Source organism: Pasteurella oralis (assembly GCF_002850605.1).
In the GTDB taxonomy this organism is placed as follows: domain Bacteria; phylum Pseudomonadota; class Gammaproteobacteria; order Enterobacterales; family Pasteurellaceae; genus Pasteurella; species Pasteurella oralis.
In genome coordinates this window covers 1-14,685 of record NZ_NXGB01000006.1, presented here as the reverse complement: position 1 = coordinate 14,685, position 14,685 = coordinate 1, and the positions used below count along the sequence as shown (strand labels likewise).

Genomic DNA, 14,685 nt, shown 5'->3' with positions numbered 1-14,685 from the left:
ATGCCGATTCAAGTTCTCCCTGCGCAATTAGCTAACCAAATCGCTGCTGGCGAAGTGGTAGAACGTCCTGCTTCAGTAGTAAAGGAGCTGGTAGAAAATAGCTTAGATGCAGGTGCAACACGTATTCAAATTGATATTGAAAATGGCGGTAGGACACTAATTCGCATTCGTGACAATGGTATCGGTATTCCCAAAGCCGAATTATCTCTTGCACTTGCACGCCACGCTACGAGTAAAATCAGTAGTTTAGCAGATCTGGACACAATTTTAAGCTTGGGGTTCCGTGGTGAAGCATTAGCCAGTATTAGTTCTGTTTCTCGCTTAACACTGACCTCACGTACTGCCGAACAAAATGAAGCTTGGCAAGTTTATGCACAAGGGCGAGAAATGGAAACAACTATTAAACCCGCTTCACATCCAGTAGGCACTACTGTTGAAGTAGCCAACTTATTTTTTAATACACCTGCACGCCGAAAATTTTTACGCACAGATAAAACTGAATTTGCGCATATTGATGAAGTTATTCGTCGGATTGCTCTTGCTAAACCCAATATTACTTTTAGCCTAACTCATAATGGAAAAACGTTGCGCCAATATAAAAGTGCACAGGATGATGTACAAAAATTGAAACGTGTTGCTGCAATTTGTGGCGATGATTTTGTACAAAATGCACTGCAAATTGACTGGAAACATGATGATTTGCATTTATCGGGCTGGGTAGCTCTACCCCGCTTCACACGAGCACAAAATGATTTAAATTATTGTTATATCAACGGTCGTATGGTACGTGATAAAATCATCAATCATGCCATTCGACAAGCTTATGCAAACTATTTGACACCTGAACAATACCCCGCTTTTGTCTTATTTATTGATTTAAATCCTAATGAAGTTGATGTTAATGTTCACCCAACTAAGCATGAAGTCCGTTTCCATCAGCAACGCTTAATTCATGATTTTATTTGCCAAGGCATAATTACTGCCCTCAGTTCTGAACAGGCCAAAACGACACAATCTGAATTAAGCTTTACGACAACTACGCAAAATAATCAAGTACAAGAACCAACACCGCATTGGGCTCACTCAATGCAGATTAAACCGAATCGAGCTGCTGCTGGGCAGAATATCTTTGCCCCTACTTATACTCCTGCGTATTACACGCAGTCAAATAATAGTAAACTGAGTGAAAATCGACCGCACTTTACACCTAAGTTCCATCAACAACAAATCACTAAAACAGAACGACAAGCATACAACGAGCTATTGGATTCAACGAAGGCTGATAATATCACAAGTACAGCACCAATCTCTAAGACTGTAGTAACACAAACAGAACATACAGCAAGCCAAGTTTTAAAAACTCTAGCCTTAGTGGAAGAAAAAGCGTTGCTACTACAGCAACATCAGCAATTTTATTTGTTGTCATTAACAAAACTACAACAGTTAAAAATAGTACTTTTATTGCAACAAAAGCAAGTCGCGCAACAACCGTTGCTCATCCCTGTGGTTTTTCGTTTAAATGAAACTCAGCTTACACATTGGCTACAACAAAAACACTTTTTTATACAAACGGGCTTTGAATTTAACGAAAATCTCCCGCAACAACGCATTACGTTGATTCGCGTACCTACTTGCTTACGTCAACAAAATTTACAAAAATGTGTAATCGCTTTGTTATCACAATCGCTCAATGAATTCTCCCTATTTTTGACCACACTTTGTACAACAGTAACATTACCTCCCATCAATGTATTTGCTGATGCAGTAAATTTACTTACCGAAACAGAACAATTAGTCAGTCATCAACAGGTAAATACATTGTCTGATTTGTTAATCCCTATTTATTGGCAACCTTATTTAGAGCAGATTTAATTAAATGTCTTTAACAAAACCAACTGCGATTTTTTTAATGGGCCCAACTGCTTCTGGTAAAACTGATTTAGCGATTAAATTACGTCAAATATTGCCAGTAGAAGTAATCAGTGTCGATTCTGCTTTAATTTATAAAGGGATGGATATTGGAACAGCTAAACCAAATGCTGAAGAGTTAGCTTTAGCCCCTCACCGCTTGATTGATATTTGTGATCCTGCAGAAAGCTATTCTGCGGCGCATTTTCGTCAAGATGCGCTACGTGAAATGGAACAAATTATTAAACAAGGCAAGATTCCATTACTTGTCGGCGGTACTATGCTGTATTACAAAGCATTAATTGAAGGATTATCTCCCCTCCCTTCTGCTGATGAAAGCATACGTGCTGAAATTGAAAGAAAAGCGCAACAATTAGGTTGGTCAACTTTACATCAAGAATTAGTGCAAATCGATCCCATTGCAGCACAGCGTATTAACCCAAATGATTCGCAGCGTATTAACCGAGCACTAGAGGTTTTTTATCTCACAGGCAAGACGTTGACTGCGCTTACTGAACAAAAAGGCGATATGTTGCCATACCATATTCTGCAATTCGCAATCACTCCAAAAGATCGCAAAATACTCCATGATCGCATAGCGATACGCTTTAATAAAATGATTGAGCTAGGCTTCCAACAAGAAGTCGAAAAGCTCTATCAACGTAGCGATTTACACCCTGATTTACCTGCTATCCGCTGTGTAGGTTACCGCCAAATGTGGGAATATTTACGCGGAGACTACTCTCATGAAGAAATGATTTTCCGTGGTATTTGTGCCACACGCCAACTTGCAAAGCGTCAAATTACTTGGCTTCGCGGTTGGAAATATCCAATTGAATGGTTAGATAGCTTAGAAATAGAAAAAGCAAAACAAAACATCATCAATTCGCTTAATAGCATTGATTATTCTCTGCGCTAAAAATAATTACGGTTCAATGATGACAATAAATTGATTTATTGTTATATTGGCATTTGGAGGGAAGACAGAATCACCTGTATTCGGTTTTTTATATTCATTTTTATTTATACAAGAAGGAAAGAAAAATGGCAAAAGGACAATCTTTACAAGATCCTTATTTAAATGCGTTACGTCGTGAACGTATTCCTGTATCAATTTACTTAGTAAACGGTATTAAATTACAGGGTCAAATTGAATCTTTTGATCAGTTTGTGATTTTATTGAAAAATACAGTTAATCAAATGGTGTATAAACATGCTATTTCGACTGTTGTCCCTGCACGTTCTGTATCTCATCATAATAATAACAATAATTCTAATCAGCAGAATTATCAGCAAGCTCAAGAGCAACAAGCTGAAGTAAACGCAGAAAAAACTGAATAATCACAAGTTGAATTAATGTTAAATAAATCAATTTCAAGTGCGGTAGATTTTAATCCAAAATCCACCGCACTTTCTTATCCAAAAACGCCATCAGAACAATTACTTAGTAATGAACATACTATTGCTGATCAAGCAATTATTGTGCATTGTTTTTTATCACAACAACACAACGATGATGAGCTGACTGAATTTCGCTTACTGGCTCAATCTGCTAACGTAGAGATTCTTTCTATCATCACAACGACACGCGCAACACCGCAAGCAAAATATTTTGTTGGACAAGGCAAAGCTGAAGAGATTGCAGATGCGACCAGAGAATATAATGCTGATGTTGTATTAGTGAATCATAGCTTAACACCAGCCCAAACACGAAATTTAGAAACCCTTTGTCAGTGCCGAGTGGTGGATCGTACAGGACTCATTTTAGATATCTTTGCACAACGTGCTCGCTCACATGAAGGCAAACTACAAGTTGAATTAGCACAACTCAAACATTTGTCAACACGCTTAGTTCGCCGTAAAACAGGTTTGGATCAACAAAAAGGAGCAGTTGGCTTGCGTGGTCCCGGTGAAACACAATTAGAAACAGATCGCCGTTTAATTAAAGTGCGCATGGCACAATTGCAAAACCGTTTAGCAAAAGTAGAAAAGCAACGCAATCAAAATCGCCAAACACGCCAAAAAGCAGATATTCCAACCATTTCATTAGTCGGTTATACCAATGCGGGTAAATCAACTTTATTTAATCTGATGACCCAAGCAAATGTCTATGCAGCAGATCAGCTTTTTGCCACACTTGATCCAACATTACGCCGCTTACAAATCCAAGACGTCGGTACGACTATTTTAGCGGATACTGTTGGTTTTATTCGCCACTTACCCCATGATCTTATTTCAGCTTTCAAATCAACGTTGCAAGAAACAACAGAAGCATCACTTTTACTACATGTTACTGATTGCGCAGATCCACGTAAACTAGAAAATATTGAAGCTGTTGAAGCTGTATTAAAAGAAATCAATGCACATAATATTCCTACTTTATTCGTCTATAACAAGATTGATCAAGTAGAGGAAATACAACCGCATATTGAATATGATCATGAAAATAGACCAAGTGCGGTCTATATTTCAGCAAATTCAGGACAAGGTCTAGATTTACTGTTCAATGCCATTAGAGAGCGGCTAAAAAGTGACATTTTAACTTTATCCCTGACACTACCTCTTTATAGCGGTAAAATTCGCCATCACTTATACCAATTGAATTGTATTCAGGAAGAAAAAATGAGTGAGCAGGGTGAATTTCTCTTACAAGTTCAAATTAGTAAAGTCGAATGGCTAAAATTAGTTAAGCAATTTACTGAGCTAGAAACTTTCGTAAATTCGACCGCACTTTAACTAAACGAGCAAACCATTAACATAAGGGCAAACACTATCATTTGCCCTTATCGCTTATTTACTAATTCCATATTGCCTTAATTTATTCGCAATCGCTGTGTGTGAAATACCTAAGCGCATGGCTAATTTTCTTGTACTTGGATATTGCTCGTAAAATTTTCGTAACACACTAGCTTCAAATTTATTCATGATTTGCTCCAGCGTTTCGTTGCCAAATTGCTCTAGTGTCACTGGCACAATTTCCTGCTCGACTAAATTCAGACCAGCAATTGTCAATTCATCATTATCAATTAAACTGCAAGCACGGTATAAAGCGTTATGTAATTCTCTGACATTGCCGCTCCACGGATAACCCTGTAGATATTGAATAAACTTCTCATCAAAATGTGGCTTAGCTATCCCTAATTGTTCACTAATTTGTGCTATAAAAAGATTAACTAAATCAGGTAAATCTTCTTTACGTTCACGTAATGGTGGAATATTCAGTGTTAACACATTAAGTCGATGGAATAAATCACTACGCATTTTTCCTTCATCTACATAATGTTGTAAAGGCACTTGTGAAGTACAAATCACACGCACATTAGCATAATGCTCCTGTTCTTCACCCACACGTCGAAAAGTGCCGTCATTTAAAAAGCGTAACAACTTTGCCTGTAATTCAAGTGATAATTCAGCAATACTATCAAGTAATACTGTTCCACCATTGGCATATTCAAAAAAGCCGACATACTCTTTATCGTTATCGTGACGCCCAAACATCTCGCTTTCAGCATCTTGATTTGGTAAGCCCGCACAATTCACTGCAATAAATTTATTTTGACAACGAGACCCCGCAAGGTGACAAGCTTTAGCAATCAAATCTTTCCCTGTTCCTGTTTCACCTTGAATTAACAACGGGGCATCACTTGCCGCAAATTTAATCGCTTGCGTAAGTAAATTTTCCATTTTAGGGCTTTTAGCAATAATATCGGCAAATGCAGCATTATTTATTTTATTCAAGGACATATTTTTTCTCTATCAAACATAAATGCCTTTATCATAACACCAAAGCTGTAAAGATTGAAGAAAGAATGGAAAGAAAAATTTACACTTTAAACTTTTTGTTTTTCTTTAGTTTTCCTTGAAGAAAAAATTGTAGTTTTTAAATGACTCAATAAAGTTTGTTGAATATGTCGTAAACGTGGCGTTTCATCTTGTTGAAACGCCAAAGGGCGGCAAAACTCCATTGTTTTGATGCCTAAACGCGCAGTTAACAAACCAACTCCGATCCCTTGCGCCGCACGAGCTGATAATTTAGCAGTAAGATCTTGCGACAGCCAATCCATTCCAATATCTTGCACAACTTCTGTCGCGCCAGCAAAAGCAATATTGAATAACACCATCTTTAATAAACGTAATCGACTCCAATAACCCAGTTCAATACCATAAAGTTGTGCAATTTGATTAACTAAACGTATATTACGCCAAGATAGGAAAAGCATATCAACAATTGCCAATGGGCTAATTGTCACAATCACAGCAGCTTCTACTGCACTTTTACTAATCAGTTTTTTTGCTTGTTTATCAAAGGGTTGTAGTACTGTTTGACTGAACAAATAAGCTATCTCTTGTGCAGAATGTCCATCTTGAATTTGCTGCTGCCATAAAACTAACGTTGGATCTTGTGAAGATAATTTCAACATTTTTGCCATAGATAAACAAAGTTGTTTGGCTTGTTCATGTTTATCTGCTGAAAAATTTTGCTCAAAACTGACCGCACTTTCCAATAACAATTGTTGGCTTTGCTGTTGTAAATCCGCTCTCTGCTTTAATCTGAATAAACGCAGCCACTCACGACCAATGGCAGATACGCCAAGTAGTACAACAAAACAAACTACTAACGAAAAAACAAAGTAAATCCATTGATTTTGTCGCCAAGTATCCACTAACCATTGAACTGATTGTGCAATAGTAGCAATAAGAAATAATAATGCCGTTAACCCCAGTCCCTTTTTCCACCAACTTGATTTTGGCGTAACAATATGCTCAAACTGTTGATCCAATAACTCCCCTTCTACAACTAATGGATCAGCATTATCAATTTCAATATCTACTTCTTGCTCAACAAATTCACGTTTAGGTGAAAATTGCTGCATAAAATCAGCCTGCTCTGTTTCTGTAAAAATTCGTTTTTCACTCATTTTTTTATTGCTCTATATTTAAAATTTATCACCTAATAAAAACTGCAATACGGAATCCATACGCAAGTGCGGTATATTTTCCCCTAATGTCAATTGTTGTGGCTCAAATTGATCAAACTCAAATTGTTGATTTTGCCAAAATTCTGGCTTTGGTAATTTACTTGGTACAGAACCTGGATAAATGGTGACTTTTTGTCTATCACTTGAACGCAAACCTCTTAATGCTTTAAAACTCTGCCCATTTTGGTTAACGACTACTTGCTGTGTCGCACGAATGGCGGCTATTGCTGTATATTCGGTATGAATCCCTTCATATTCCACATGGCGTCCACCTTCTTGTACTAACTGACGCAGCAAACTTACCAAATTCGGTAATTGATCGCTGGTAATGTGATCGGCTTTAGTGGCAATAAACATCAGTTTATCAATACGTGGGGAAAATAAACGGTTAAGTAAAGTGCGTTTACCGTAATGAAAATTTTTAAATAATTGCTGCAGCCCTTCTTGCATATCAACAAAAGCTTGATGGCTATGGTTTAATGGCGTTAAACAATCTGCCAAAATCACCTGACGATCAAAAGTAGAAAAATAGTCTTGATAAAATTTCTTTACTACATGTTGGCGATAATATTCATAGCGTTGGGTCAATACAGCAAAATAACTGTTTGCTTTTTTCTCATTTTTTAGCTGTTGCCACTCAGCCTCATTTAAATGAATAAGCGGAAAAAATTGTAACGCAGGTGCACCTTCTAATTCCCCAGGTAAAACAAAACGTCCCGGTTGAATAAAATATAGCCCTTGTTGCTTACAAGCTAATAAATAATCAGTATAGCCTTGCGCTAACTGTGCTAAAACATCTTCATCTGCAATCTCAGTTAAATCTAGTTTTTTAACTTTAGCTAGCCATGTTTTAGCAAATTCTGCTCGTCGATGCAGAGTAATACATTGTGTTTCTTGCGACCATTGCTGATAGTTCAAGTCTAATAAAGGTAAATCTAACAACCATTCGCCTGGATAATCGAAAACATCAATATAAAGTGTCGTTTTTTCTTTCAAATGACGCATTAAACCACTATGGCGCTGATAACGAATTGCTAATCGAGTTTCACTTACTCCTCGAGTAGATTGAGGCCAAACAGGAGGCTGCTGCATTAATGACTTTAAATTTGCATCATAATCAAAACGAGGAATGCTCAGATTTAACTGCGGCACACGTTTTACTGCAATAATAGATTGATTTCGTGCTGGTTCAAATAATGGAAGGTGCTGGTTATCTACACGATTAATATGTAACAATTGATTAATTAAACTGGTAATAAATGCAGTTTTTCCACTACGACTCAGTCCAGTAACCGCAATACGTAAAGTGCGGTCAAAACCACGATTAATTATTTCATTTACTTCTTTTTGCAGATAATTCAACATATTAGTGTTCTTTTATAAATTTAAATATAACTAAATTCAAGATAACGTAGAAATCTTAATTTTTCCTTAAAACATCTCTTGCTCAATTCACTTCGAGGCAAAAAGGATAGCTTATCAGCACAATATATTTTACAATTCCCCGATAATTTATCACAAATGTACTAATTATGTTGATTAGAAAGGTTATATTTGCCAGTTTTCTGCTTCTATTATCACATTTTGTTACTGCTGCACCGAAAGTGCCAAAGGAATTAACACAAAATGGATTAATTTACTGTACTCATGCTACTGGGCTTTCATTTAACCCACAAACGGCAGATGCGGGTACAAGTATGAATGTGATTACAGAACAAATTTACAATAAACTGTTTGAAACAACGAATAATAGTGCAAGTATTATGCCTTCACTTGCAGAGTCCTATTCTATTTCTAATGATGGTACTCTCATTACGATCAATTTACGTAAAGGAGTCAAGTTTCATCATACTGAATGGTTTAAGCCAACACGTGATTTTAATGCTGATGATGTAGTCTTTTCTATTAACCGTATGTTAGGTCATCATTCTTACTTACCTACTTTAGAAGATGAATCAATTCATTATCCTAACCCACAACACAGTATTTTCCATAAACAAGCGAAAAAAGTTCGCTTTCCTTATTTTGAAAGTATTAAATTAAATAAAAAAATCGAGTCCATTAAAGCACTTGATCCTTACCGCGTACAAATAAAACTATTTCAAGCTGATGCATCAATTTTATCTCATCTAGCAAGTCAATATGCCATCATTTTTTCACAAGAGTATGCTTTACAGCTTAATGCGGATGATAACCTTATTCAGCTCGACTTATTACCTGTTGGTACAGGACCTTATAAAGTTCAAAATTATTTTCGTAATCAATATGTTCGCTTTGTACGCAATGAACATTATTGGAAAAAAGCAGCACAAATTGAAAACATCATTATTGATCTATCAACAGATCGCACTGGACGCTTAATTAAATTTCTAAATGGCGAATGCCAAATTGCCTCTTATCCAGAAGTGAGTCAATTAGGTTTATTACAAGATAAAAATGAACGTTTTTACGTTAATTTCGTTGAAGGTATGAATTTATCTTATCTCGCTTTCAATTTTAAAAAGCCTGAAATGAAAGACACTAAATTACGCCGTGCAATATCACAAGCCATTGACCGAAAACGTATTATTCAAACAATCTACCACAATACGGCTACAGTGGCTAACAATATTATTCCTAACATCTCATGGGCATCCAGTGTCAACACACCTGATTTCGCTTATGACTACAATATAGAAAAAGCAAAAGACTACTTACAAGATAAGCAGCTTAATTTAACAATGTGGGTTATTAATGAAGAACAGGTATATAATCCTTCCCCACTGAAAATGGCAGAGCTAATAAAAAGAGATCTCGCGAAAGTCGGCGTCAAAGTGACTATTCAGCCAGTTACACGAACTTATTTAATTAAACGCTTAAAAGATCATTCTGAAGATTATGATATGATTTTGGCAGGTTGGTTAGCGGGTAACCTAGATCCTGATAGTTTTATGCGACCTATTTTAAGCTGCAGTACGGTTAATGAAATTACTAATTTTTCGAACTGGTGTGAACCACTCTTTGACCATTTTATGGATAATGCTCTAAATACATCTCACTTACGGCTAAGAGCAAGTGAATATAATTTAGCGCAAGAATTAATTTTATCAGAAGTACCAATTGTCCCTATTGCAAATGCGAGAAGAATGCTAGTCGTCAACGCCAATGTACGCGGTGTTAAAATGAGCCCCTTTGGTAGTATCAACTTTGAGAATTTATCTTTAAAGAAAGGGGCAAAACCATGATTGTTACTTTCTTACGCCAAGTTTTTCTGATTATTATCACACTGCTTATTTTATCCTTAGTCAGTTATATAATCTTAATTCAAGATCCACTTAATGAAGAACTGATCAATCCAAGTTTTTATCAAGGTTACTTTGCCCACATCAAACATCTTATTGGAGGAGATTTAGGGATCACCTACAATGGGGGCGATTCTCTAAATGCAATTATCCAAACTGTTTTACCTCCTACCCTAGAACTCTGTTTTACCGCTATTTTGCTAGCAATCATTTTCGGTATTCCATTAGGACTAATCGGTGCAATGAATCGCCATAACATAATAGGTAAAAGTATCCATACTATTTCTGCGCTAGGGCTATCAATGCCTGTATTTTGGATTGCACCTATCGCATTATATTTTTCTGCACTTCATAGCTGGGAGATTTCTGCCATTGGGCAATATAACTTATTATATGCCATTAAGCCGGTGACAGGTTTTCCAATAATTGATGTCTGGTTTATGGAAGAATTCTATAAAACCAAAGTGATCCAGAATGTACTACAACATCTTGTTTTACCAACACTCGTACTAACTATTCTCCCAACAATGGAAATTACACGCATTGTACAGCAACGCGCCGAAGAGGTACTCACCAAAAATTATGTAAAAACAGCAACAACACGAGGTTGGTCACAAAATAAAATTCTACGTAAATATGTATTACGCAATACATTACCGCTGTTAGTACCACAAACAACACGCTTATTTACATTAGTACTAACTCAATGTATGCTCGTCGAAAGTACATTTGGCTGGCCTGGTATTGGACGCTGGTTAATTGATGCAGTTACCCAACAAGATTATAATAGTATTTCTGTTGGGATTATTGTTATAGGCTTATGCATTATTATCGTTGATATTTTTTCTAATAGTCTAGAGTTTATCCTCGATCCATTTAACAAGAAAGGCTGGTATGCAAGATAAAGAACCCGATGAATTTCGCGATAGTGCTGCACTAAAAAACATTTGGTTGCTATTTCGCCAAAACCGTGTTGCACTGTTCAGCTTTTATCTCTTTATTATATTTATTTTAACCGCACTTTTTAGCCCATGGATTGCCCCTTATTCAAGTGACATGCAATTCGTTGGGCAGGAACTGATGCCGCCATCTTGGATAGATGAAGGACAGATATCCTTTTTCTTTGGCACAGATGATCTAGGTAGGGATGTATTTAGTCGCATTATCATCGGCACTACTTATACCGTTGGCGCTTCGTTAATTGTCGTATTTTTTACTATCATTATCGGTAGTATACTTGGCATCTGGGCTGGTGTTTCACATAGTATCAAGTCGAAGATTCTGAGTCATTTTCTTGATACATTTTTATCGATTCCAAGCCTACTTATTGCAATCATTATTGCCACATTAATGAAACCAAGCTTAATGAATGCAATTATTGCTACAACACTAGCATTACTTCCTTATTTTATTCATGAAATATATCAAGCAACTCAGCAAGAATTAAAAAAAGAATATGTACTCATGCTAAAACTTGATGGTATTTCAAACAGCACACTATTGAAAGAAACTATCCTTCCTAACATCTCCGTTCGCTATATCCAAGAAATTGCACGTGCCTTTGCTGTAGCTATTTTAGATATTAGCGCATTAAGTTTTATTTCTTTAGGTGCCCAGCGTCCTACACCTGAATGGGGCGCCATGATCAAAGATTCTCTAGAACTCATCTATCTAGCACCGTGGGCTGTTATTTTGCCGGGTATTGCGATTATTATGACAATTCTTGTGGTCTTCATTTTTAGCCAAGGTCTCTGCAAAGCGATAGAAAAATATTACGAGTAGGTGAAAAAATGGCATTATTAGATATTCGTAATTTGTGCATTGAGATTGAAACGCCAAATGGTCGAATTAAAATTGTTGATAACGTAAATCTCACGTTAAATGAAGGAGAAATTTGTGGTTTAGTCGGTGAATCTGGCTCAGGAAAAAGTCTAATTGCTAAAGTCATTTGTAATGCATTTAAAGATTCTTGGATCATTAGCGCTGATCGCTTTCGCTTTGATAATATTGAATTACTGAAGCTTACCCCAACACAAAGACGAAAATTAGTTGGGCAAGAAATCTCTATGATTTTCCAAGATCCACTGACTTGTCTAGATCCGAGTAAAAAAATTGGCAAGCAAATTATTCAAAATATTCCTTCATGGACCTTCAAAGGTCGCTGGTGGCAATGGTTTGGGTGGAAAAAACGTCGGGCAATAGAACTATTACACAAAGTTGGTATTAAAGAACACAAAGATATTATGCAAAGCTACCCTGAAGAAATCACTGAAGGAGAAGGTCAAAAAGTCATGATTGCAATTGCAGTAGCCAATCAACCACGCTTATTGATCGCTGATGAACCAACAAATTCAATTGAATCTATTACTAAAGTACAAATTTTTCGCCTACTCTCTAGTATGAATCAAAATCAAGGAACAACTATTCTATTAACAAGTAACGATATTAATAGTATTAGTGAATGGTGCGACAGCTTTTCAGTATTATATTGTGGTCAAAATGCAGAATCAGGTCCTAAAGAAGATATTTTAGAGCACCCACATCACCCCTATACACAAGCATTACTTCACTCAATTCCTGACTTTAGTCAACCATTACCGCTTAAAAGCCGCTTAAATACATTAAAAGGAACTGTTCCCCTCTTAGAACAAATGCCTATTGGCTGCCGTCTTGGTCCTCGCTGCCCGTTTGCACAAAAAAAATGTATTTTAAAACCAATAAGATATAGAATTAAACAGCATGAGTTTTCTTGTCACTACCCACTTAATTTGCGGGAAAAACAGTTTAAAGAAAAAAACGTCACGATCCCTTTAACTCTTCAAAATACAAAATCAGAATAAAGGAGAGCACACATGGCATTATTACAAGTTGAGGATCTTTCTAAATCTTTTACTGATTCAATTAATTTTTTTGGCGCTAGCCATTTTAAAGCTGTGCACAAAATTAGTTTTAGCTTAGACAAGAAAAAAACGTTAGCAATCATAGGAAAAAATGGTTCAGGAAAGTCAACATTAGCTAAAATGATAGTTGGTATTATTCCGCCAACTTCAGGTCATATTTTGCTCAATGATCAACGGTTAGAATTTGGTGACTATCATTATCGCGCTAAACATATCCGTATGGTATTTCAAGATCCAAATACAGCTTTTAATCCACGTTTAAATGTAGGACAAATTTTAGATGCACCATTACGCTTAGTAACACATTTAGATAATCAAGATCGTAATGAAAAAATTTTCAATACATTAAAATTAGTGGGTTTATATCCAGATCATGCTAATGTTAAAATTAAAACCATGTCAGCAAGTCAAAAACAACGTGTTGCATTAGCGCGTGCACTGATTTTAGAACCAGAAATTATCATTGCTGATGATGCCTTAGGTTCACTTGATGCCACTGTAAAAACTCAACTCACTAATTTAATGTTACATCTCCAAGAAAAGCTCAGTATTTCTTATATTTATGTGGGACAACACTTAGGTATTATTAAGCATATTGCCGATGACGTATTAGTCATGGACGAAGGAAAAATGATTGAATATGGTCCAACAAAAGCACTCTTTACAGAACCTCAAACAGAAGTCACCAAACGCCTTGTTGAAAGCCATTTTGGGAAATTATTAGACAATCACTCATGGGCTATAAAATAAAATCCTGATAAAAAGTAAATTATTTCTTTAAACTTTGAATACGATTAACTAAAAAAAGTACCCAAGATTTAGGCGCGATATAACTAGAATAAACCATAATTTTATTAAAAATACCCGGAATAATTAGTGTTTTTTTCTTACCTAAACATTTATCTGTATATTGCGAAACTTCTTCTGCTGTCTGGAATTTTAATGTATCAAATAAAGTAGCCTCTTCCTGCTGAGTCGCAGTTTTAACAAAGTTAGTAAGCGTTGGTCCTGGTGCTAAGATCGAAACATGAACACCCGAGCCTCTCAATTCATAACTTAATCCCTGGCTAAAAGAGGTAACAAATGCTTTAGTTGCATAATAAACGGACATCTGTGGACCACCAGGCATTTCCCCAGCAACAGATGAAACATTTAAAATATGTCCATGATTAACTTCAACCATATGTTGTAAATATAACTTAGTCAAAATAACCAATGATTGAACATTTAAATTGACCATCGCAATTTCAGTTTCCAAATCTGTACTCAAAAAGTCGCCTAATAACCCAACACCTGCATTATTAATTAACATATGGATAAATAGTCCTCTTTCTTGAGTTATACTGTATACTTTTCTCGCATTATCTAAACAAGATAAATCGGCTTGAATAACCTCAATATTCTGTTCACCATATTGTTTTTGTAAGACAAGCAAAGGTTGTAAAGTTCTCGCAACTAATACTAATTTACGTCCCTGCTCAGCATAAAGTTTAGCCAATTCATATCCAATTCCAGAACTTGCACCTGTTATTAAAATATATCCTTTATTCATTTATTTTCCTTACCAAATTAATAAATTACAGAATCCTTGTTTATTTTATCTCGATTTAAAAGTCA

13 protein-coding genes are annotated in these 14,685 nt (G+C 36.0%); 9 read left to right on the top strand and 4 right to left on the bottom strand.

The genetic code is table 11. The features are described 5' to 3' along the window. The 4 genes from mutL to hflX all read left to right on the top strand — a co-directional run bounded on the left by mutL (position 1) and on the right by hflX (position 4,644). Positions 1-1,872: a DNA mismatch repair endonuclease MutL gene (gene mutL / locus C0975_RS08180; protein ID WP_101775908.1), complete on the top strand. Its 1,872-nt coding sequence runs from the start codon at positions 1-3 to the stop codon at positions 1,870-1,872. A gap of 4 nt (positions 1,873-1,876) precedes the next feature. Further along, positions 1,877-2,827 (top strand): tRNA (adenosine(37)-N6)-dimethylallyltransferase MiaA, encoded by a 951-nt coding sequence (gene miaA / locus C0975_RS08175; RefSeq protein ID WP_101775907.1) that lies wholly within the window; start codon positions 1,877-1,879, stop codon positions 2,825-2,827. 125 nt (positions 2,828-2,952) lie between these two features. Then, on the top strand, positions 2,953-3,249 hold the full coding sequence (gene hfq / locus C0975_RS08170; protein WP_101775906.1) for an RNA chaperone Hfq: 297 nt from the start codon (positions 2,953-2,955) through the stop codon (positions 3,247-3,249). 15 nt (positions 3,250-3,264) lie between these two features. Then, positions 3,265-4,644: a ribosome rescue GTPase HflX gene (hflX, locus tag C0975_RS08165; RefSeq protein ID WP_101775905.1), complete on the top strand. Its 1,380-nt coding sequence runs from the start codon at positions 3,265-3,267 to the stop codon at positions 4,642-4,644. 54 nt (positions 4,645-4,698) lie between these two features. On the opposite strand, the gene C0975_RS08160 is transcribed toward hflX, so the two are convergent. From C0975_RS08160 to C0975_RS08150, 3 genes are all read right to left on the bottom strand, one after another. Beyond that, the gene (locus C0975_RS08160; RefSeq protein ID WP_101775904.1) at positions 4,699-5,652 is read right to left on the bottom strand and encodes a sigma 54-interacting transcriptional regulator; all 954 of its coding nucleotides are present in this window, start codon (positions 5,650-5,652) and stop codon (positions 4,699-4,701) included. A gap of 86 nt (positions 5,653-5,738) precedes the next feature. Then, positions 5,739-6,827, bottom strand: coding sequence for a TIGR01620 family protein (locus tag C0975_RS08155; protein WP_101775903.1), 1,089 nt, complete (start codon positions 6,825-6,827; stop codon positions 5,739-5,741). A gap of 18 nt (positions 6,828-6,845) precedes the next feature. Then, entirely contained in the window at positions 6,846-8,252 is a 1,407-nt protein-coding gene (locus C0975_RS08150) for a YcjX family GTP-binding protein (RefSeq protein WP_101775902.1), read from the bottom strand. 167 nt (positions 8,253-8,419) lie between these two features. Between C0975_RS08150 and C0975_RS08145 the strand changes: the two genes are divergently transcribed. The 5 genes from C0975_RS08145 to C0975_RS08125 are packed head-to-tail and all read left to right on the top strand — an operon-like array spanning position 8,420 to position 13,818. Continuing rightward, positions 8,420-10,111, top strand: coding sequence for an ABC transporter substrate-binding protein (locus C0975_RS08145; RefSeq protein WP_101775901.1), 1,692 nt, complete (start codon positions 8,420-8,422; stop codon positions 10,109-10,111). Beyond that, on the top strand, positions 10,108-11,073 hold the full coding sequence (locus C0975_RS08140) for an ABC transporter permease (RefSeq protein WP_101775900.1): 966 nt from the start codon (positions 10,108-10,110) through the stop codon (positions 11,071-11,073). The genes C0975_RS08145 and C0975_RS08140 overlap by 4 nt, the downstream gene beginning before the upstream one ends. After that, the gene (locus tag C0975_RS08135; RefSeq protein ID WP_101775899.1) at positions 11,063-11,950 is read left to right on the top strand and encodes an ABC transporter permease subunit; all 888 of its coding nucleotides are present in this window, start codon (positions 11,063-11,065) and stop codon (positions 11,948-11,950) included. The genes C0975_RS08140 and C0975_RS08135 overlap by 11 nt, the downstream gene beginning before the upstream one ends. 8 nt (positions 11,951-11,958) lie before the next feature. Then, the gene (locus C0975_RS08130; RefSeq protein ID WP_101775898.1) at positions 11,959-13,008 is read left to right on the top strand and encodes a peptide ABC transporter ATP-binding protein; all 1,050 of its coding nucleotides are present in this window, start codon (positions 11,959-11,961) and stop codon (positions 13,006-13,008) included. Between the two features lie 12 nt (positions 13,009-13,020). Continuing rightward, positions 13,021-13,818 (top strand): peptide ABC transporter ATP-binding protein, encoded by a 798-nt coding sequence (locus tag C0975_RS08125; RefSeq protein ID WP_101775897.1) that lies wholly within the window; start codon positions 13,021-13,023, stop codon positions 13,816-13,818. A gap of 19 nt (positions 13,819-13,837) precedes the next feature. On the opposite strand, the gene C0975_RS08120 is transcribed toward C0975_RS08125, so the two are convergent. After that, a complete protein-coding gene (locus C0975_RS08120) occupies positions 13,838-14,620 on the bottom strand; it encodes an SDR family NAD(P)-dependent oxidoreductase (RefSeq protein WP_101775896.1) in 783 nt (260 codons plus the stop codon). Between the last annotated feature and the right edge of the window lie 65 nt (positions 14,621-14,685).